The sequence below is a fragment of the Pseudarthrobacter sp. As-47 genome (genome assembly GCF_058215595.1).
Genome location: NZ_CM177088.1, coordinates 1,552,947 through 1,572,037, shown reverse-complemented (window position 1 = coordinate 1,572,037; position 19,091 = coordinate 1,552,947). Strand labels below are relative to the sequence as shown.

Genomic DNA, 19,091 nt, shown 5'->3' with positions numbered 1-19,091 from the left:
GCAGCGGTCAGCCGCCGCGCACGGCGGAGAACGCGGCTTTGACCGCGTCCACGGCAGTCCGGACCTCGTCTTCCGAGGTATGCCAGTTGCTGACCGAGACGCGCAGGATGTCCCGGTCCCGCCAGCGGGAGCCGGACATCCACACCCTGCCATCGGCGATGATCCGCGCGGTCACTGCGCGGGTGGTCGCGTCGTCGCCGAATGCCAGGCACACCTGGGTATAGCCGACGTCGTTCAGTACCTCCACGCCCTCTTCCCCGGCGAGGCCTGCTGCGATGTCCGCGGCAGCCGCAGCCAGCCCCCGCACCTGTGCTGCGACGCCGTCGCTGCCGAGGCTCTTCAGCGCCGCCCAGACGGGAACGCCGCGTGCGCGCCGCGACAGTTCGGGGACCTTCTCGAACGGATCGCCGGGCCCTTCGGCGTCGTGCACCAGGTAACTGGCGTGCAGGCCCATGGCCGAACGGAGGGCTGAAGCGTCCCTGACGATGGCTATGCCGCAGTCGTAAGGCACGTTGAGCGTCTTGTGGGCATCGGTGCCCCACGAATCAGCCTCCTCGTAACCGCGGGTCAGGCTCCGCAGCTCGGGCGCTGCCGCTGCCCACAGGCCGAACGCGCCGTCGATGTGCACCCATGCGCCATGCTTCCGGGCAACACGGATCGCTTCGGGGAAGGGATCAAAGGCGCCCGAATGGAGGTTTCCCGCCTGCAGGCAGACCAATGCGGGGCCCGACCCTTCAGCCAGTAGCGCGTCCAAAGCTCCCGGGATCAACCGTCCCTGGCTGTCGGCATCCACTACCGCGGGCTTGCCCAGGCCCAGGTAGCGGAGGCCGAGGTCCACGGTGTCATGCCGTTCCCGCCCCACCAGACAGCGGATCCGCGGAGCGCCAAACAGCCCGTCGCGGTCCAGGTCCCAGCCGGCGTCCGCAAGCAACCGCCACCGTGCGGCGGCCATGCCCGTGAAGTTGGCCATGGTGGCACCGGTAACAAAGCCCACGTCGGCACCGGACGGGAGCCCCAGCAACTCCAGGAGCCAGTGGCCTGCGCTCTCCTCGATCGCTGCCATGGCCGGGGTGGCATACCGGAGCCCGGCGTTCTGGTCCCAGGCGCTGACCAGCCAGTCCGAAGCGAGGGCGGCAGGCAGGGTCCCGCCGATCACCCAGCCGAAGAACCGGCCGGAGGGCATGGCCATCAGACCCGGTTCCGCCGTCCTTGCCAGGAGGTCCACCACATCCTCGGCGGGCATGCCGCCCCGGGGCATCGGCCCGCCGAAGGAATCCGTGAGGTCGTGGGCTGCCGCCGCCGGTCCCACCCGCCGGCCGGGAAGGCTTCGCAGCCAGGCGGTGGAGTGCCGTACCGCCGCCGCCAGGGCACGGACGTAGTCGTCGTCGCCGTGTGACATACCTGCATGCTACGCCCCACTGCCAGCGCCCACGAGGCCCTGGTGACGGGCAATATCAGGCGAAGTTTTCCTGCCAGACGTCGTAGCCGAGCTTAATGATCAATGCCGACACCACCAGCAGGAAGACCACCCTGACGAACCGGCTCCCTTGCTTCACGGCCGTCCTGGCGCCCAGGTAACCGCCGGCCATGTTCGCCGCCCCCAGCAGCAGGCCCACGCCCCACAGGATGGACCCGTGGGGCAGGAAAAACAGCAGTGCCCCCGCGTTGGTGGCCATGTTGACGATTTTTGCCTTGGCGCTGGCCTCAAGGAAGGCATACCCCATGGCCGAGACCAGCGCGATGACCAGGAAAGAGCCCGTCCCCGGCCCGATGAGGCCGTCGTAGAAACCTATGACGGCTCCGATCAGGCAGGCCACCACATAGTGCTTGTGGCCATCGTGGCGCAGCGCGGTGATGCCGCCGACGTCCGGTTTCAGGGCTGTGAAAAGCGCGACGGCGACCAGCGCCGTGACGATGATGGGCTTGAACACGCTGGCGGGCAGGTTTGCCGCCAGGACGGCACCGCCAAAGCTGCCCGCCAGGGCAATTACCGCCATGGGCAGGGCCGTCTTCAGGTCGGGCCCAACCCGCCGGTAGTAGGTGGCGGCGCTCGTGGCGGTACCGAAGATGGACCCCATTTTGTTCGTGGCCAGCGCCTGGACGGGGGTGATCCCAGGGACCAGCAGCAGGGCCGGGAGCTGGATCAGCCCGCCCCCGCCCACCACTGCGTCAACCCATCCGGCGGCAAAGCCGGCCAGCACGATCAAAAGGAGAGTTGCCAGCCCGAGGGATTCGAGTCCGAACTCCACCGTTGCGTCAGTTGGTGCGGACAGCGTTGACTACGTAGTCAACAGCCTTGTCCACCGCCACGTTCTCGGCGTCGCCGCTGCGGCGGTCCTTGATCTCCACAACGCCGTCCACCAGGCCGCGTCCGACAGCCAGGATGGTGGGAACGCCCACCAGTTCCGCGTCCCCGAACTTGACCCCGGGCGATACCTTGGGCCGGTCGTCGAGGAGGACGTCGAGCCCCGCTGCCTCAAGTTCGGCTGCGAGCCGCTCTGCGGTTGCGAAGATCTCCTCGCCCTTGCCCACCGCGACGACATGGACATCGGCCGGGGCAACAGCCCGCGGCCAGACGAGTCCCCTGGCGTCGTGGTTCGACTCGGCCAGTGCTGCAACGGCCCGGGTGACACCGACACCGTAGGAGCCCATGGTGACGGTGACCTGCTTGCCGTTCTGGTCCAGGACCTTCAGTTCCAGGGCTTCTGCGTACTTGCGGCCGAGCTGGAAGATGTGCCCCATCTCGATGCCGCGGGCAGTCTCCAGCGGGCCGGAACCGTCCGGGGCGGGGTCGCCTTCGCGGACGTCGGTGCACTCGATGACGCCGTCCCACGTGAAGTCGCGTCCGGCCACCAGGCCGTAGACGTGCTTGCCGGCCTCGTTGGCGCCGGTGATCCAGGAGGTGCCGCGGACCACGCGGGGGTCCACCAGGTACAGGAGCTTCGTTGCGCTTTCGGCGCCCAGCAGGGGCTCGTCAAGTGACAGGCCGGGACCAAGGTATCCCTTGACGATGAGCGGCTGCTTCTTGAGGTCGTCGTCGTTGGCCGCTTCCAGGCCGATCTCCCCGCCGATGGGCAGGAACGAGCCGATGTTTGCCTCAACGCGCTTCAGGTCCACGCCGCGGTCGCCCGGTACGCCGATGACTACCAGCTGGCGCTCTCCGGTGGGCAGGGTGACGGCGAGCACCACGTTCTTCAGCGTGTCGGCGGCAGTCCACGCGCCGCCGTCGGCCTCGCTGCGGTGCGCGATCTGGTTGGAGGCGGCCACCAGCGTGTCGATGGTGGGCGTGTCCGGGGTGTCGCGGACTTCGGCGGCGGGGGCCGCGCTGAAGTCGATGTCCGCCGGGACAACCGTGGTGACGGCCTCAACGTTGGCTGCGTAGCCGCCTGCGGAGCGCACGAACGTGTCCTCGCCGATGTCCGTCGGGTGCAGGAATTCCTCGCTCTTGGACCCGCCCATGGCACCGGCCGTCGCGGTAACGGGAATGACTTCCAGGCCCAGGCGCTCGAAGATGCGCAGGTAGGCACCGCGGTGGGCGGCGTAGCTGGCGTCCAGGCCGGCGTCGTCAACGTCGAACGAGTAGGAGTCCTTCATGATGAACTCGCGTCCGCGCAGGAGGCCCGCCCGGGGACGGGCCTCGTCACGGTACTTGTTCTGGATCTGGTAGAGGCTCAGCGGGAGGTCCTTGTAGGACGAGTACAGGTCCTTGACCAGCAGGGTGAACATTTCCTCGTGGGTGGGGGCCAGCAGGTAGTCGGCACCCTTGCGGTCCTGGAGCCGGAACAGTCCCTCGCCGTACTCGGTCCAGCGGTTGGTGGCCTCATACGGTTCGCGGGGCAGGAGGGCCGGGAAATGGACTTCCTGCGCCCCAATGCCGGCCATCTCCTCCCGGATGATGGCTTCCACTTTGCGGAGCACGCTCAATCCCAGCGGCAGCCAGGTGTAGATGCCCGGGGCTGCGCGGCGGATGTAGCCTGCGCGGACCAGGAGCCGGTGGCTTGCCACTTCGGCGTCGACGGGATCTTCACGCAGGGTGCGCAGGAACAGCTGGGACAGTCTTGTAACCACGGGTGGGTATCCGTTTCTGGGGAGGTGCTGGAGCAACAGCAGGCCGGGCATTTCGTCTGGGTACTAATCTACCGGCTTGCGGGGGCCTTTCCGGCGGCCCGGTTGTGAGGGGCGCCGCCCGGCAGACAAAACACCCTGGAACGCAGTTGAGCCACGCCCGGACATGCAAAGCCCCTGGCCCCCCAAGAGGCTGGTCATCGCATCCGGGCGTGGCTCTACGCCGTTATCGCCCAAGTACTGGTGAGGACTGGTGAGACCGCCCACGCCACTCCAGCGCAGCTAGATCGAACCTATGTGATGCAGCGCACGATGACAAGTGCTTCCCATTTTCCTGCCATCAACGGACACCTCAATCGCCTAGAAGAGCACCGTCGCGAAGGTCCCCACCTGGTTGAAGCCCACCCGCTCGTAGGTTGCCCGCGCCCGGGTGTTGAAGCCGTTGACGTAGAGGCTGGTGACGGGCGCGATCTTCCGTGCCTGCTCCACCACCGAAGCCATGTACCCGGCGCTCAGGCCCTGGCCCCGGTACACCGGGTTCATCCAGACACCCTGGATCTGCGTGACCTCGGAGGTGACGGCCCCGAGCTCGGCCTTGAACACCACCTCGCGGGCTTCGTTCAGGTGCACCAGGGAGTGGCCCTGCCGGATCAGCCCTTCCACGCGGCGGCTGTAGAATTCCCTGCCGCCCAGGAAGGGTGAATACCCCACTTCCTCTTCGAACATGGCGGCGCAGGCCGGCAGGATACGGTCGAAGTCCGCCAGGTTTCCACGCCCCAGCCCCGGGTTCGGCTCCACGGAAGGCGGCTCGGTGATGGTCATCAACGGCTGGTCCGGGCGGACTTCGTGTGCACGGTGTCCCAGTTCAACAAGTTCGGCGTGCAGCGCGAGCACGGCGGTGGCCGGCCCGAAGGCGGATGCGTAGCGGCGTCCGGACCTGTTGGCGGCGGCAGCCACCACTCCGGCCAGGGTGGGATCAAGCTGGACCGGCACCAGGTTGGCTCCGGCCCAGCACGCACCGGCCAGGACGCCGTCGTCGAACACGCCCAGGACACCGGCACCGCCGCTGGTGGGAGCGGCGGTGCCGGCTGCGCGCAGGTGCGCGAGGATGAACACGTTGGAGACCGGATCACGCTGCGCCAGGAGTACCAGGGCAGCAGTGTCGTCCCCGTCAAGGGTGCGGACGGAAATCCCCGGCGGGTCGGGGATGTCCTTACGAGACGCTAACCACGGGGCTACCCTTGACAGCATCTTCGCCATCGGCCTCCCCCATCTCTTCCGCGATACGCATGGCCTCTTCGATCAGTGTCTCAACAATCTGGCTCTCGGGGACAGTCTTGATGACCTCGCCCTTCACAAAGATCTGGCCCTTGCCGTTGCCTGAGGCAACACCGAGGTCGGCTTCGCGGGCTTCACCGGGTCCGTTCACCACGCAGCCCATGACGGCTACGCGCAGCGGAATCTCCATTCCCTCGAGCCCGGCAGTGACCTGCTCGGCCAGCGTGTACACGTCCACCTGGGCACGGCCGCAGGAGGGGCAGGAGACGATTTCGAGCTTGCGGGGACGCAGGTTGAGGGACTGCAGGATCTGGTTTCCCACCTTGATTTCCTCCACCGGCGGGGCCGAGAGGGATACCCGGATGGTGTCGCCGATGCCCTTGGACAGGAGCGCGCCGAAGGCCGTGGCCGACTTGATGGTGCCCTGGAACGCCGGGCCGGCCTCGGTGACGCCAAGGTGCAGGGGCCAGTCGCCCTTTTCCGCCAGCATCTCGTAGGCCGCCACCATGATGACGGGGTCGTTGTGCTTGACCGAGATCTTGAAGTCGTGGAAACCATGCTCCTCGAAGAGGGACGCTTCCCAGACAGCAGACTCCACGAGGGCTTCGGGGGTGGCCTTGCCGTATTTCTTGAGGATGCCCGGTTCCAGGGATCCGGCGTTCACGCCAATGCGGATGGACGTCCCGTGGTCGCGGGCGGCAGCTGCGATTTCCTTGACCTGGTCATCGAACTTGCGGATGTTGCCCGGGTTGACGCGCACTGCCGCGCAGCCGGCCTCGATCGCCGCGAAGACGTACTTGGGCTGGAAGTGGATGTCCGCAATCACCGGGATCTGCGACTTCCGGGCAATGATGGGCAGTGCCTCGGCATCGTCAGCGGAAGGGCAGGCGACGCGAACGATGTCGCAGCCGGACGCTGTCAGTTCCGCAATCTGCTGCAGGGTGGCGTTGATGTCCGTGGTGGGGGTGGTGGTCATGGACTGCACGCTGATGGGCGAGTCAGATCCCACGCCCACGGAACCGACTTTGATCTGCCGGGTCTTGCGGCGGGGGGCAAGGACGGGTGGCGGTGCTGAGGGCATTCCCAGGCTGACCGAGGTCACGTGGACTCCTAGAGATTGAAAAAGGGAGGCGGCTTAGGCGGTGAGGCCGGCGAGCACGCCGATGATGGGTGACCACTCCGTGATGCGTGTCCCGGCGATGACTCCGGCAGCGGCGAAGGGATCCTGCTTAAGGATCGAGTTGAGGGCGGCCTCGTCTGCTGTCTTGAAGATCAGGAGCGCTCCCGCGCCGTCACCGTAAGGACCGCTGGCAAGGACGGCTCCATCCTCCGCCAGGCCCGCGAGCCATTCGCGGTGCGCTGGCCGGGCCTCGTTGCGGGCTTCTGTAGAATCGGCGGCATAAACGTACTCAACGGCAAAAACTGTCATACCGCTACCCTATCTCCATGCCTGGCTTCGCACCCATCCGGAGTGTGGACGCGCCTGGCCGGAGGGGCGGTGCGGCAACGGAACAGGGTGCCCTGGCTCAGGCAAGGAAGAGGACCTTGATGGCTGCGGCTGTTCCTGCCGCCCACAGCATGGACGTGAGCGTTCCAATAATGAACCGTTCAGCCGCCACCGGTGTTTCCTTGAGCTCCGCGAACCGGCCCAGGCCCTTGATGGCCACGATGTAGGCGATGGCCACCGGCTGGCCGGTAAGGATGGCAAGGCACACCCCCAGCCGCTCAAGGATTCCGATGATGGCACCGCCCCGAAGGATCCGCTGGGTGGGAGCGGCCGGTCCGGAGCCGGCAGAACCAGACGGCGGCGCATCGGCGGCTGCGGTCAGCTCGCCATCGACACCCTGGGACCCGCCGGCTGGCGGCAGGTCAACCGTCACATCCGCGGACGGATCCTCGGCGGCCCTTGTGGCATCCTCCGCAGCCTTGGCTGCGTCTGCCCTGTCATCGATGGTCCTTGCCAACCTGAACACCAGTGCGGTGACTGGCCACCCGGCGAATCCGGCAACGAGCAGCGCAACCGTAATCCAGAGTGCGTTCACTGGTTTCCTTCCGTTGAAGTGCGGGCGGCCAGGGAGTGGGCGTAGTCCAGCAGCATGGCGGCTGCCGGCCTCGCCGCCCATTCTTCCTGCCACCCGGACCGCAGCACGGCACGGCTCACCGACTGTTCGGTTATTCCCAACTCCCGGGAAACCTGCTTCTGGCTGCCATGCCTGGCTTCACCCTGGATGGCCCGCAGCCGGTCCACCACCCGCCACTGAGCCTGGGTGCGCTGCTGCACCAGGCGTCCGATCAGGCGGAGCACCGCCTGGGCATTGGCGCTGGCCATGGCGTCCTCCCCGGCGTGGGCTTGAAGATCCTTGCTGCGGACCATGGTGCCGGACACCACTGACAACGGAACCTGGCCGGCGGCGCCCTTGGCGAGTTCCACGGCTTTGCGGGCCGCCACGAAGCCGCTGCCGGAGCCCTCGCGCGGGCTGGCACCGGGTGCCAGCCCCACCGCCCCGATTCCTATGCCCACATACCAGTGCCCGTCGCGGAGCGCGTGCAGTGCCACATCCACCACATCGGCAGCCTGTTCCACCACTCCCTGGAGTTCATCGCCGACTGAACGCTCGAAGGGCACGGGCGTAAGGTTCCGCAAGGCGGCGATCAGTTCCGGGACGCGGTCGATATCGGAGGTGCTGCCCTGCTGGTCGATGGTGAGGACGTACATGCCCTAACCGTACGCAGGTGAGTATCGCTAATCAAACATATCTGGCTGATTATTTAATATCAGTCGAAATAGGCTGATTTTTGCCAGTCACCCTGCAGGAGGCAACTCCCGCCCCTTCCGGGTACCACGCCAGGCAATCCCACCGGCGGCCACGGCCAGCAGCGCAGCTCCGGCGCTTTGGGTGGGCAGGCTGCTCCCCGTTGTTGCCAGCCCCATGACCACCCCGAGGGCATAAAACACGACGGCGCCGGCCACCCACAGTGCTCCTGCCCACCGCGGGAGCATGCGTGAACGCCAGGCCGCGACGCCGAGCAGGACAGTCCCGGCAAAAGCAAGCAGGAGCCCGGCCATAAACGCCGCCGACATCGATCCTGGGAACTCAAGCTGCATGACATCCTGGTTTCCCGCCAGGTAAGCCCTGCCCACTGCCGGAGTCACGAAGGTGGAAATAACTGCAGGCACCAACAGCAGCGTGGTACCGGCAACCGCCATGACCATTGACGCCAGCGCCAGGCGTCCTGACCGGCTGCCCGCCAGAAAACAGCCCAGCGCAAAGAGCCCGAAGACCGCCAGGAGGGTGCCTCCCGTACTGCCGACGAGATGGCTGACCTGGTAGGAGTCCGAACTGACGAACCGGGCCCAGGCTACGGGGTCAATCTCCTGGTCCGGCTGGGGCTCCAGGGAAGACGATGCGGTGAGAAGCCAGGATGCAGGCAGCACCCACAGTCCCGCGCGGATCCAGCGGCCGGTGTCCTGCGGATTCATGTGGGCGCCCTTCCTGAAGTGGCTGCACGGCGTCCCTCCGGATGGAGGACCCAGTGTCAGCCGAAGAGGTTCACCGGCTTCACGATGTCGGCGTAGATGAGGAGGGCGCTCATGCCCATCAGCAGGGCGGCCACCACGTAGGTCACAGGCAGCAGCTTGGCGATGTCGAACGCGCCCGGGTCGGGTTTGCCAAACAGCTTGGCCACCTGGCGCCGCGCCCCCTCGTACAGGGCACCGGCAACGTGGCCGCCGTCGAGGGGCAGCAGCGGTATCAGGTTGAAGACAGCGAGTGCGAAGTTCAGGCCCGCCAGCAGCCCGATCAGTGCGGCCAGCCGGGACTGCACCGGGATTTCTTCCATGGCGGCCACTTCCCCGGCGACGCGTCCTACGCCCACCACGCTGATGGGGCCGTTGGGGTCGCGGGGTTCCTCGCTGAAGGCAGCCTTTGCCACACCCACCACGCGGGCCGGCAGGTTGAACACTACGCCTGCCACCTGGCGGATGTTCTCCCCCGCCATGGGCAGGACGGACGACGCCGGCTGGGCCACAAGTTCGGTCTGGGAGCCGATGCCGAGGAAGCCGACGTCCTGGTAGCGGAGGGTGCCGGCGTCGTCCGTTTCCTGGCGGCCGTCCGCCCCGATGACGGGCCGGGCCGACAGCACCGGGGTCACCGTGGTGGACACCTGGGCGCCGTCCCGCTCAACGGTAATGCCCACCTCGCGCCCTGCGGAGGCCCGGATCCATTCCGTCAGCTGGTCCCAGCCGGTCACGGCTTTGCCGTCGAAGGAGGTGATCCTGTCGTTGGGCCTGAGGCCGGCCGCGGCAGCGGGCGTGGGCTGGCAATCCGCCGAATCCGGGTCCACGGTCTCCCCAGCCGCCACCTGGCATTTGGACACCTCGGAGATGGTGGTGGTGGCTGTGGCCACGCCAAAGCCCATGAGCAGGACAGCGGTGAGGAGCACGCCGAGGACCATGTTCATGGCCGGACCGCCCAGCATCACGATGACCTTCTTCCAGACCGGCAGCCGGTAGAACACCCGCTCTTCGTCACCTGGCCCCACTTCCTCGTGGGCCATGGACCGGGCTTCGGTGGCGAGGGTCTGGAACATGCCGGTGCTGGAGGGGCGGACGGAGCCGTCGTCCTTGTTGGGCGGGTACATGCCGATCATGGACACGAAGCCACCCAGCGGGATGGCCTTCACACCGTATTCGGTTTCACCCTTCCGCCTGGACCAGAGGGTGGGGCCGAAGCCGATCATGTATTTGGTGACGCGGACCTTGAACAGCTTGGCGGGCACCAGGTGCCCCACTTCGTGCAGCGCAATGGACACGGCAATGCCGATCGCCACAAAGACGACGCCGAGGACAAAAAGGAGGACGGGGGTCATTGACGTGCTGCTGCTTCCTAGAGACTTCTGACTGCTAAACGTTCGTTGGCGCGGGCACGTGCCCAGCTTTCAGCATCCAGCACTGACTCCACCGTCAGCCCGGAGGACCCTGGGTGTTCGCTGAGGACGGCATCGATCGTGTCCACAATGTCGGTAAACCTGATGCGCCCGGCGTGGAAGGCTGTGACGGCTTCCTCGTTCGCGGCGTTGAACACGGCGGGGAACGTGCTGCCCAGCCCCGCTGCGTGTTTGGCGAGTCCGACGGCGGGAAAGGCTTCCGTGTCCAGTGGCTCGAAGGTCCAGGTGGCCGCGCGAGTCCAGTCGCAGGCAGCGGCGGCTTTGGGCACCCGGTCCGGCCAGCCCAGTCCCAGCGCGATGGGGAGGCGCATGTCCGGCGGGGATGCCTGGGCGATGATGGAACCGTCGATGAACTGCACCATGGAGTGCACCACGGACTGGGGATGGACCACCACGTCGATCCGGTCGAGCGGCACGTCGAAGAGCAGGTGCGCCTCGATGACTTCCAGGCCCTTGTTGACGAGCGTGGCCGAGTTGGTGGTGACCATGACGCCCATGTCCCAGGTGGGGTGGGCCAGGGCTTCCTGCGGGGTGACCCCGTGCAGTTCGTCCCTGTTTCTGCCGCGGAAGGGACCGCCGGAGGCGGTCAGGATGAGTTTTTCCACTTCCCCGGCCGAGCCCGAGCGCAGGCACTGGGCGATGGCTGAATGCTCGGAGTCGACGGGTACGATCTGCCCTTCCCGGGCGGCAGCCTTCACCAGCGATCCGCCCACAATGAGGGATTCCTTGTTGGCCAGGGCCAGTGTGGCGCCGGAGCGCAGGGCGGCCAGCGTGGGGGCCAGTCCGATCGATCCGGTAATTCCGTTGAGCACCACGTCCGCCTCGACGCCGGCGACCTGCGTGGAGGCGTCCGGTCCGGCGATGATCTCCGGCCGGTAGCCGGGCTTTCCCGCCGCCGCGGCAGCGTCGGCCACCAGCGATGCCAGCTTTCCGGGGTCACCGCCGGCAATGCCGATCACGGACGCGCCGGTGTGCACTGCCTGGCGGGCGAGGAGCTCCAGGTTGCCTCCCCCGGCGCTGAGGGCCACCACCTCGAAAAGGTGCGGGGCGCCGTCGACGACGTCAATCGCCTGGGTGCCGATGGAACCGGTGGATCCGAGGAGGACGATTCTGCGTGGCTGCATTGCTTAAGTATCCCGCACCGTGCTGCCCGGCCGTTCAGGACTTTCCGAGCTGTGATTCAGGCCGCAGCACAGCGGGCACGACGCCGGACAGTGCTGTTTCCGCCAGCGCCTCGCCCAGTGCCGGTGCCTGCTTGAAGAGGTTGTGCCCGGCCACGGCGCTGACGCTGCCGGCAGACCAGATTCCCACCCCGTCATCGCCCCACGGCAGCCGGGTGACCCAGCAGTGGACGTAGCCGGCCGGTACGGGATCCAGGCCGGGGAGCGCGGTCCGCACGTAGGCTGCCGCACGTGCCGCCAACGACTCCAGCGCCGCCGGGTCGGCGAGGCTGCCGTCCTGGCGCACTTCGGTTGTTTCGCTCAGGCCCACCGAGTAGCGCAGGTTGTCGGCCGAGGGCGCCGCGTAAACGCCCGTCTCCCCGAATACCCCGCTGCCGTCCTGGAATGTTGGCAGCGGAGCGGGCTGGACATCCCGCACGCGGAACGTCACGCGGGCGTGCGCGGCGAGTTCCACAGGAATGTCCAGTCCGGCGCCCCGTGCCAGGGCTGCCGTGCCGCGCCCGGCGCACAGGACCGCGTGGTCGAACCTGTCCACGCGGGTCCCGGTCCGGACCTCCACGCCCTGGCCGGCAGCGGGCCGGACCGCCATGACGTGGTCCGCCACGAGGGCGTCCCCGAGCTTGCCCGCCAGGGCCTCGAATGCGGCGCGGGTCTGGATTGCCCCGCCGTGGGCATCGAGCATCGCCTTGCCCTGGAAGTCCGCGAGGATCGGCAGCGCGGCCGCAAGTTGTCCGGGTGCCAGCAGCTTTACGGGAACTTCCGGCAGGCCGCTGAGAACGCGGAGCTTGTCCTCCACGCTGTCCCCGATAGCCACCGCACCGGCGCTGGAGACCAGTTCCACGCCGAACTCCGCCTCCCACTCCCGCCAGAGGGCGCGGCTGTGACGCACAAACGCGGCCAGCCGGACGTCGTCGTGGGCGTGCCGGAAGATCCTCGACTCCCCGGCCGACTGCCCTGAGCCCGGGGTCCCGGACTCGTAGACGGTGACGTCCGCACCTGCCTTCTGGAGGAAATGGGCTGCGGACAGCCCGACGATACCTGCACCTATTACCGCAACACGTGTCATGGATCCAGCAAAACATGTTTGTGCGGGCCGGGCACCCGGCCAAGCACTCAGGCAGCCACGAGTTCCAGCAGGCCCTTGGCCAGCGTGGCCACGGCACCCAGGTAGGCAATGACCGTGACGATGCGGCGGGCGGACGCGGGGCGCACCCGGCCGGCCAGCAGGTCGCCGGCAACAATGCCCGTCACCATCGCCGCCAGGATCGCCAGCCACTGCCAGCCTTCCAACGCGGGCACGTGCCCGCCGGACAGCACGTATTTGCTGAGCAGCGACGTGAAGCCGGTGGTGATGAAATACGGCTGCAGGGTGGCGCTGAAGCTCTTCTGCTCCCAGCGGGTGGCAATGGCATAGGCCGTAATGGCAGGACCGCCTACGCCCGCTGCGGCATTCATCAGGCCGCTGGAGAACCCCAGGGATGCCATGGGGACGGGGCCGCTGGCACGCCAGGAACTCCGGGTCAGCCGCTGGGACACGAGCAGGGCGGTGATGAGCAGGACGCCGATGCAGATCTCCAGCGGGGCCTCCGGGACATTACTCGCCAGCCAGGCGCCGGGCAGTACGCCGGCCAACGCTGCGAGCGCCAGCCCGAAGTACTTCTTCCAGGCCACGTGCCGCCACACCCGGGAGAGGATAAGGAGCGACGACGTGGCGCCGCAAAGGTTGATGATCATCACGCCGTCGAAAGGGCCCAGGAGCACCACCAGCACCGGGGAAACGAGCAGCCCAAAGCCCAGGCCCGCGATCCGCTGGGCCAGCGCGCCTGCAATAACGGCGACCAGCACCAGCACGAACATCCCTCGATCCTAGTGGCATTCCCCGGTGGCCTCCCGCGGTGGCATTCCCCTGTGGCCTCCCTGGCGGGGGTCGGCGTAACGTGGACTGCGTGGACTGGCTCTCCTGGTTTGATGCGCCGGAATACGAATTCGCCCGGCAGGTACTGCAGCGGGGCGTGGCGGCCCTGTACTTCGTTGCGTTCCTGTCCACACTGAACCAGTTCCCGGCGCTTCTGGGTGAGCGTGGCCTCCTCCCGGTACCTGACTTCCTGTCCGGCTTCAGCCGCCTGCGGCGGCCCACCCTGTTCCGCTGGCGGTACACGGACCGGCTGCTGCGCTGGGTGTGCGCCGCCGGGCTGCTGGTGTCGGCGCTGCTGGTGGCCGGCATCCCGCAGCAGGGCCCGCCATGGGTTCCGCTCATCGCGTTCCTGGCCCTGTGGCTGCTGTACATGTCCATCGTCAATGTGGGGCAGACGTTCTACGGCTTCGGATGGGAGATGCTGCTCCTGGAGGCCGGCTTCACCGTTGCCTTCCTGGGCTCGGACCAGACGGACCCGCCGCGCACCATCCTGATCCTGATCGTGTGGCTCGTGTTCCGCCTGGAATTCGGTGCCGGGATGATCAAGATCCGCGGCGGCCGGGAATGGCGCGACCTGACGGCCCTGTACTACCACCACGAGACCCAGCCGATGCCGGGGCCGCTGAGCCGGCAGGCGCACCTCCTGCCGAAGCCCCTGCACAAGGTTGAAGTCCTCGGCAACCACTTCGCCCAACTGGTGGTGCCGTTCTTCCTGTTCGCGCCCCAGCCGATCGCCAGCGTGGCCGCGGGCATCGTCATTTTCACGCAGCTGTGGCTGGTGGCCACCGGCAACTTCGCCTGGTTGAACTGGATTGCCATCGTGCTTGCCTTCGCCGCCGTCAGCGACCCCGTTGCGCATGCCGTGCTGCCGGCCATCCCCCTGGACTGGCACGGCCAGGCGGGCGTCGAGAGGGAGGCTCCCCTGTGGTGGCTGGCCCTCACCCTGGCGGCCACGCTGCTGCTGGTGGTCCTCAGCTACTGGCCTTTGCGCAACCTTTTCTCCCGCCGCCAGCTGATGAACGCCAGCTTCAACCGGTGGCAGCTGGTCAACACTTATGGGGCATTTGGCACCGTGACCAAGCAGCGGATCGAGATTGTGGTGGAGGGAACCCTCGACGAGGATCCGGACGACACCTCCGACTGGCGTGAGTACGGCTTCAGGGGCAAGCCGGGTGACGTCCGCAGGCTCCCCCGCCAATGGGCTCCCTACCACCTGCGGCTGGACTGGCTGATGTGGTTCCTGCCGCTGAGGACCGTCCACGAGGAATGGTTCTATGCCTTCCTGGGAAAGCTGCTGGAGGCGGACCGCCAGACCCTGCGGCTCCTCCGCCATGACCCGTTCGACGGCGCACCGCCACGCTGGGTGCGCGTGCGCAGCTACCACTACCGCTTTGCCGGCCGGAAAGAGTTCAGGCAGACCGGAAACCGTTGGGTGCGGACGCTGCTCTACGAGCCGATTCCGCCGTTGTCATTGCGGCGGTCGCCCGGGCGGCCGGGATGAGCGGGCCGGCTACCCGATGGCCTGGGCGCGGCGGATGATTTCCTGCGCGTGCTTGAGGATGGGGCCGTCGATCATCTTTCCCTGGTGCTTGAACACTCCGGAGCCGGCGGATGCTGCAGCCTCCAGCAGGGCTTCAGCGTCCGCCACTTCGGCGGCGGAGGGTGCGTAGGCGGCCCGGACCACGGCGGCCTGGCTCGGATGGATGCATGCTTTGGAGCTGAAACCGGAGGCGACGGCGTCGGCCGCTTCCACCTCCAGCCCGGCAAGGTCCGGGATGTTCGTGTACACCGCGTCCACCGCTTCCTTGCCGTGGGCGCGCGCAGCCAGCAGCACGGCGGAACGGGCGTGCAGCGCCACGTCCCGGTAGCCGCCGTCGGCCTTCCTGCTGGACGTTCCGCCCAGCGATGCCAGCAGGTCCTCTGCCCCCCACATGAGGCCCACTACATTGGGGGCGGCGGCAATGGCGGAGGCGTTGAGGACTCCCAGCGCTGTTTCACACAGCGCGATGACTTTGTAGCCGTCCAGGGCTTCGAGCTGCTGGACAGTTTCCGCCTTGGCCAGCATGACCGTCCGGTAGGGCGTGTGGGCAAGGCAGTGAAGGTCCTTCTCGAACTCCTCGGTGCCGGCAGGATTGACCCGCACGATGGTGCAGCTGGGTTCAAGCTCCGGCTCCACCCCGGTGGTCCCCAGCTGGGCGAGGATGGCGCCGCGGGCACGCTGCTTGTCCGCTGGCGCCACGGCATCCTCGAGGTCCAGGATCACGGCGTCCGCCCGGGCAGCGGCCTTCTGGTAGCGCTCGGGCCGGTCGGCGGGGCAGAACAGCAGGGCGGGGCCCATCACAAAAGTCATACCGGCATTGTCTCCTGTCCGTTCCCCTGCCCGCTGCCGGGCTGGCCCGCATGGGCTTCCCGCGTCCACATCAGGCAGCTCCGCGTGGCAAGTGCCACCACCGTGCCGTCCTGGTTGCGGCCGGTGTGCTCCATGGTGACGATTCCCTGCCCGGGCCGGGAGCCCGACAGCCGCTTTCCGCTAATGACCGTCTCGGTGTAGAGCGTGTCGCCGTGGTAGAGGGGGTGCGGGAACGAGACCTCCGTCAGGCCCAGCTGCGCGATGATGGTCCCCTGCGTCAGCTGGGAAACGGATTGGCCCACCATTGTGGCCAGTGTGAACATGGAGTTGATGAGCCGCTGGCCGAAGGGCTGCCCGGCGCTCCAGGCGGCATCCAGGTGCAGGGCCTGGGTGTTCATGGTGAGCGTGGTGAAGAGGACGTTGTCCGCCTCTGTTACGGTGCGGCCGGGGCGGTGGGCGTACGTGACCCCTTCTTCCAGTTCCTCGAAGTACAGTCCCCGCTGTTCGATCACCCGCGGTTCCCCGCCGGCTGGGCCTGCCGCGGCGCCGCTCATACTGTCAGTTCCTGGTCCTCTTCGAACAGCTCGGCCCCGGTGGCGGCGGCAACGTCCTCCGCTGACACGTTGGGCGCCAGTTCGCGCAGCACCAGCCGGGACCCGTACTCGTCCGCCACGACGTCGATGACGGCCAGGTCCGTGATGATCCGGTCCACGCAGCCTTTGCCGGTCAGCGGCAGGGAGCATTGCTGGACGATCTTCGGGTTCCCGTTGCGGTCCACGTGCTCCATCATCACGATCACCTTCTTGGCCCCGAACACCAGGTCCATGGCGCCGCCCATTCCCTTGACCATCTTGCCCGGAATCATCCAGTTGGCCAGGTCGCCGTTGGCGGCCACCTCCATGGCCCCCAGGACGGCCACGTCCACGTGGCCGCCGCGGATCATACCGAAGGACGAAGCCGAATCGAAGAAAGCAGCCCCCTTGTTGACGGTCACAGTCTCCTTGCCAGCGTTGATCAGGTCCGGATCAATGGCGTCTTCCTCCGGATAGGGTCCGACGCCGAGGATTCCGTTCTCCGAGTGGAGCACCACTTCCACGCCATCGGGGATGTAGTTGGGGATGAGGGTGGGCATGCCGATGCCGAGGTTGACGTACTGGCCGTTGCTGAGCTCCTTGGCCACCCGGGCGGCAAGTTCGTTCCTGGTCCACCCTTTGGCGCCGGCTCCGTCAGCCTGCACCTCGTGCTGCTGCGCCGCGGCCCGGCGGTACTCGGGGCGGACGCCTTCGGGCCGGGGAGCGTCGGGGCTGTTGGGGTCCATGGCTATGCTCCTGCCTGCCGGGGGTCGCCGGCGTTGTCTGCGGATGCTGCCTGTCCGGGGCGGGCCAGGGCCACGGTCCGTTTTTCAATGCGTTTCTCCGCGTTGGCGGCGAGGACCACGCGCTGGACGAAGATGCCCGGGGTGTGGATGTGTTCCGGGTCCAGCTCGCCCGGCTCCACGAGTTCCTCCACCTCGGCAATGGTGATCCTGCCGGCCATGGCGCACAGGGGGTTGAAGTTCATGGCGGTGGCGTGGAAGACCAGGTTTCCGTGCCGGTCACCTTTCCAGGCATGGACCAGCCCGAAGTCCGGGGTCAAGGCTTCCTCCAGCACATAGTCGACCCCGCCGAAGGACCGCACCTCCTTGGGTGCGGAGGCCACGGCAATCCCGCCGTCGGCGTCGTACTTTTGGGGCAGCCCGCCCTCTGACACCTGGGTGCCCACGCCCGCCTTGGTGTAGAAGGCGGGGATCCCGGCGCCGCCGGCGCGCAGCTTCTCGGCCAGGGTGCCCTGCGGGGTGAGCACCACTTCAAGCTCGCCGGCCAGGTACTGCCGTGCGAACTCTTTGTTCTCGCCCACGTAGGAGCTGACGGTGCGGCGGATCCGCCCGTCCCGGAGCAGGATGCCGAGTCCCCAGTCGTCCACGCCGCAGTTGTTGCTGACGGTTTCCAGGTCCGTTGTCCCTGCCCGGTGCAGCGCGTCAATGAGGGTCACGGGGATTCCGCAGAGGCCGAATCCGCCCACCGCCAGGGACGCTCCGTCCGGGATGTCTGCTACGGCTTCCCCAGCGCTGGCAACAACCTTGTCAATCATCGGTGATCCTCTCAGGCCGGCTACGGTGCCAGTTACTACAGTGCCAGTACTACAGACCCAGTTCGCGGGCGATCAGCATCAGCTGCACCTCCGTGGTGCCTTCCCCCACTTCAAGGATCTTGGAGTCGCGGTAGTGGCGTGCCACGGTGAACTCGTTGATGAAGCCATAGCCGCCGAATACCTGGGTGGCATCCCGCGCGTTGTCCATGGCTGCCTCGCCTGCGACCATCTTAGCGATGGCCGCCTGGGTCTTGAACGGCTTTCCGGCAAGCATACGGAACGCCGCATCGTAGTAGGCCAGGCGCGCGGTGTGGGCACGGGCCTCCATGCGCGCGATCTTGAAGGAGATGGCCTGGTACTTGCCGATCTGGTGGCCGAAGGCGCTCCGCTCCTTGGCGTACTTGACTGACAGGTCCACGCAGCCCTGTGCTGCGCCAGCAGCCAGGGCGGCAATGGCGATCCGCCCTTCATCCAGGATGGACAGGAAATTGGCGTAGCCGCGGCCCTCCGCCCCCAGCAGGTTCCCTTCCGGAACGCGGACGTCCTTCAGCGTCAGCGGGTGGGTGTCCGAGGCGTTCCACCCCACCTTGTTGTACGGCTTTTCCGCCTTGAACCCGGGGGTGTCCGTGGGCACCAGGATGGTGGAGATTTCCTTCTGCACCGTGCCGTCCCCGCGTTCCTTCTGCCCCGTAACGGCGGTGACCGTCACCAGCCGGGTGATGTCGGTTCCGGAGTTGGTGATGAACTCCTTGTTGCCGTTGATCACCCACTCTGTCTTGTCTCCGACTGTCTCGCGCCGCGCCGTGGTTTTGGTGCCGCCCGCGTCCGATCCTGCTTCGGGTTCTGTCAGCCCGAAGCCTGCGAGCGCCTGGCCGGACGCGAGCATGGGCAGCCACTCCTGTTTCTGGGCGTCCGTGCCGAAGCGGTAGATGGGCATGGCTCCCAACGAGACGCCGGCTTCCAGGGTGATGGCCACGGACTGGTCCACCCGGCCCAGCTGCTCCAGGGCGAGGGCCAGCGCGAAGTAGTCCCCGCCCATGCCGCCGAATTCCTCGGGGAAGGGCAGGCCGAACAGCCCCATTTCCGCCATCTGCTTGACGACGCCGTACGGGAAACTGTGCTCCTCGTCGTGCTTGGCGGAAACGGGCGCCACCACCGTGTCCGCGAAGTCCCGGACAGTGTCGCTGAGGTCCTGGTATTCCTCGCTGAGTTCAAAACCTGCCAT

Annotated in this window: 19 protein-coding genes; 1 reads left to right on the top strand and 18 read right to left on the bottom strand. The window is 67.2% G+C overall.

Annotated features, from left to right (window positions below):
• Positions 1-7: 7 nt before the first annotated feature.
• From AC4BCK_RS07215 to AC4BCK_RS07155, 13 genes are all read right to left on the bottom strand, one after another.
• Entirely contained in the window at positions 8-1,399 is a 1,392-nt protein-coding gene (locus tag AC4BCK_RS07215) for a pyridoxal phosphate-dependent decarboxylase family protein (protein WP_174178804.1), read from the bottom strand.
• Positions 1,400-1,454: 55 nt separating this feature from the next.
• On the bottom strand, positions 1,455-2,249 hold the full coding sequence (locus AC4BCK_RS07210; protein WP_174178806.1) for a sulfite exporter TauE/SafE family protein: 795 nt from the start codon (positions 2,247-2,249) through the stop codon (positions 1,455-1,457).
• 7 nt (positions 2,250-2,256) lie between these two features.
• Entirely contained in the window at positions 2,257-4,068 is a 1,812-nt protein-coding gene (locus AC4BCK_RS07205; RefSeq protein WP_174178808.1) for a proline--tRNA ligase, read from the bottom strand.
• A gap of 357 nt (positions 4,069-4,425) precedes the next feature.
• Complete coding sequence (locus tag AC4BCK_RS07200) at positions 4,426-5,316, bottom strand: GNAT family N-acetyltransferase (RefSeq protein WP_310109931.1); 891 nt, start codon at positions 5,314-5,316, stop codon at positions 4,426-4,428.
• The gene (gene ispG, locus AC4BCK_RS07195; protein ID WP_066274770.1) at positions 5,279-6,445 is read right to left on the bottom strand and encodes a flavodoxin-dependent (E)-4-hydroxy-3-methylbut-2-enyl-diphosphate synthase; all 1,167 of its coding nucleotides are present in this window, start codon (positions 6,443-6,445) and stop codon (positions 5,279-5,281) included. The genes AC4BCK_RS07200 and ispG overlap by 38 nt, the downstream gene beginning before the upstream one ends.
• 33 nt (positions 6,446-6,478) lie before the next feature.
• Entirely contained in the window at positions 6,479-6,772 is a 294-nt protein-coding gene (locus AC4BCK_RS07190) for a YciI family protein (RefSeq protein ID WP_174178810.1), read from the bottom strand.
• A gap of 97 nt (positions 6,773-6,869) precedes the next feature.
• Positions 6,870-7,385 carry a hypothetical protein gene (locus AC4BCK_RS07185; RefSeq protein WP_174178812.1) on the bottom strand — a complete coding sequence of 172 codons (516 nt, stop codon included), beginning with the start codon at positions 7,383-7,385 and terminating at the stop codon, positions 6,870-6,872.
• Complete coding sequence (locus AC4BCK_RS07180) at positions 7,382-8,059, bottom strand: MarR family transcriptional regulator (protein WP_174178814.1); 678 nt, start codon at positions 8,057-8,059, stop codon at positions 7,382-7,384. Before AC4BCK_RS07180 ends, AC4BCK_RS07185 begins: the two co-directional genes overlap by 4 nt.
• An 87-nt stretch (positions 8,060-8,146) precedes the next feature.
• Complete coding sequence (locus AC4BCK_RS07175; RefSeq protein WP_490566783.1) at positions 8,147-8,824, bottom strand: DUF4386 family protein; 678 nt, start codon at positions 8,822-8,824, stop codon at positions 8,147-8,149.
• A gap of 56 nt (positions 8,825-8,880) precedes the next feature.
• Positions 8,881-10,212 carry a M50 family metallopeptidase gene (locus AC4BCK_RS07170; RefSeq protein ID WP_363958584.1) on the bottom strand — a complete coding sequence of 444 codons (1,332 nt, stop codon included), beginning with the start codon at positions 10,210-10,212 and terminating at the stop codon, positions 8,881-8,883.
• Between the two features lie 17 nt (positions 10,213-10,229).
• Positions 10,230-11,414, bottom strand: a complete 1,185-nt coding sequence (dxr, locus tag AC4BCK_RS07165) for a 1-deoxy-D-xylulose-5-phosphate reductoisomerase (protein WP_174178820.1) — start codon at positions 11,412-11,414, stop codon at positions 10,230-10,232.
• A gap of 34 nt (positions 11,415-11,448) precedes the next feature.
• Positions 11,449-12,537, bottom strand: a complete 1,089-nt coding sequence (locus tag AC4BCK_RS07160) for an NAD(P)/FAD-dependent oxidoreductase (RefSeq protein ID WP_174178822.1) — start codon at positions 12,535-12,537, stop codon at positions 11,449-11,451.
• Positions 12,538-12,584: 47 nt separating this feature from the next.
• On the bottom strand, positions 12,585-13,328 hold the full coding sequence (locus AC4BCK_RS07155; RefSeq protein ID WP_174178824.1) for a TSUP family transporter: 744 nt from the start codon (positions 13,326-13,328) through the stop codon (positions 12,585-12,587).
• An 89-nt stretch (positions 13,329-13,417) separates the two neighbouring features.
• On the opposite strand from AC4BCK_RS07155, the gene AC4BCK_RS07150 reads away from it, so the two are divergent.
• Complete coding sequence (locus AC4BCK_RS07150) at positions 13,418-14,887, top strand: lipase maturation factor family protein (protein WP_377086767.1); 1,470 nt, start codon at positions 13,418-13,420, stop codon at positions 14,885-14,887.
• Positions 14,888-14,896: 9 nt separating this feature from the next.
• On the opposite strand, the gene AC4BCK_RS07145 is transcribed toward AC4BCK_RS07150, so the two are convergent.
• Genes AC4BCK_RS07145 through AC4BCK_RS07125 form a run of 5 tightly spaced genes read right to left on the bottom strand, consistent with a single transcriptional unit; the run spans position 14,897 to position 19,091 of the window.
• A complete protein-coding gene (locus tag AC4BCK_RS07145) occupies positions 14,897-15,736 on the bottom strand; it encodes an HpcH/HpaI aldolase/citrate lyase family protein (RefSeq protein ID WP_363958596.1) in 840 nt (279 codons plus the stop codon).
• Positions 15,733-16,290 (bottom strand): MaoC family dehydratase, encoded by a 558-nt coding sequence (locus tag AC4BCK_RS07140; RefSeq protein ID WP_363939473.1) that lies wholly within the window; start codon positions 16,288-16,290, stop codon positions 15,733-15,735. The genes AC4BCK_RS07145 and AC4BCK_RS07140 overlap by 4 nt, the downstream gene beginning before the upstream one ends.
• Positions 16,287-17,054 (bottom strand): CoA transferase subunit B, encoded by a 768-nt coding sequence (locus tag AC4BCK_RS07135; RefSeq protein ID WP_174178832.1) that lies wholly within the window; start codon positions 17,052-17,054, stop codon positions 16,287-16,289. Before AC4BCK_RS07135 ends, AC4BCK_RS07140 begins: the two co-directional genes overlap by 4 nt.
• A 2-nt stretch (positions 17,055-17,056) precedes the next feature.
• Positions 17,057-17,866: a CoA transferase subunit A gene (locus tag AC4BCK_RS07130; RefSeq protein WP_490566782.1), complete on the bottom strand. Its 810-nt coding sequence runs from the start codon at positions 17,864-17,866 to the stop codon at positions 17,057-17,059.
• Positions 17,867-17,915: 49 nt separating this feature from the next.
• Complete coding sequence (locus tag AC4BCK_RS07125) at positions 17,916-19,091, bottom strand: acyl-CoA dehydrogenase family protein (protein ID WP_174178836.1); 1,176 nt, start codon at positions 19,089-19,091, stop codon at positions 17,916-17,918.

Excerpts from the sequence above, each read along its gene's own strand:
- AC4BCK_RS07215 (WP_174178804.1), bottom strand. The coding sequence starts at position 1,399 with ATGTCACACGGCGACGACGACTACGTCCGTGCCCTGGCGGCGGCGGTA.
- AC4BCK_RS07200 (WP_310109931.1), bottom strand. The coding sequence starts at position 5,316 with ATGCTGTCAAGGGTAGCCCCGTGGTTAGCGTCTCGTAAGGACATCCCC.
- AC4BCK_RS07190 (WP_174178810.1), bottom strand. The coding sequence starts at position 6,772 with ATGACAGTTTTTGCCGTTGAGTACGTTTATGCCGCCGATTCTACAGAA.
- AC4BCK_RS07180 (WP_174178814.1), bottom strand. The coding sequence starts at position 8,059 with ATGTACGTCCTCACCATCGACCAGCAGGGCAGCACCTCCGATATCGAC.
- AC4BCK_RS07175 (WP_490566783.1), bottom strand. The coding sequence starts at position 8,824 with ATGAATCCGCAGGACACCGGCCGCTGGATCCGCGCGGGACTGTGGGTG.
- AC4BCK_RS07170 (WP_363958584.1), bottom strand. The coding sequence starts at position 10,212 with ATGACCCCCGTCCTCCTTTTTGTCCTCGGCGTCGTCTTTGTGGCGATC.
- dxr (WP_174178820.1), bottom strand. The coding sequence starts at position 11,414 with ATGCAGCCACGCAGAATCGTCCTCCTCGGATCCACCGGTTCCATCGGC.
- AC4BCK_RS07160 (WP_174178822.1), bottom strand. The coding sequence starts at position 12,537 with ATGACACGTGTTGCGGTAATAGGTGCAGGTATCGTCGGGCTGTCCGCA.
- AC4BCK_RS07155 (WP_174178824.1), bottom strand. The coding sequence starts at position 13,328 with ATGTTCGTGCTGGTGCTGGTCGCCGTTATTGCAGGCGCGCTGGCCCAG.
- AC4BCK_RS07145 (WP_363958596.1), bottom strand. The coding sequence starts at position 15,736 with ATGACTTTTGTGATGGGCCCCGCCCTGCTGTTCTGCCCCGCCGACCGG.
- AC4BCK_RS07140 (WP_363939473.1), bottom strand. The coding sequence starts at position 16,290 with ATGAGCGGCGCCGCGGCAGGCCCAGCCGGCGGGGAACCGCGGGTGATC.
- AC4BCK_RS07135 (WP_174178832.1), bottom strand. The coding sequence starts at position 17,054 with ATGGACCCCAACAGCCCCGACGCTCCCCGGCCCGAAGGCGTCCGCCCC.
- AC4BCK_RS07130 (WP_490566782.1), bottom strand. The coding sequence starts at position 17,866 with ATGATTGACAAGGTTGTTGCCAGCGCTGGGGAAGCCGTAGCAGACATC.
- AC4BCK_RS07125 (WP_174178836.1), bottom strand. The coding sequence starts at position 19,091 with ATGGCAGGTTTTGAACTCAGCGAGGAATACCAGGACCTCAGCGACACT.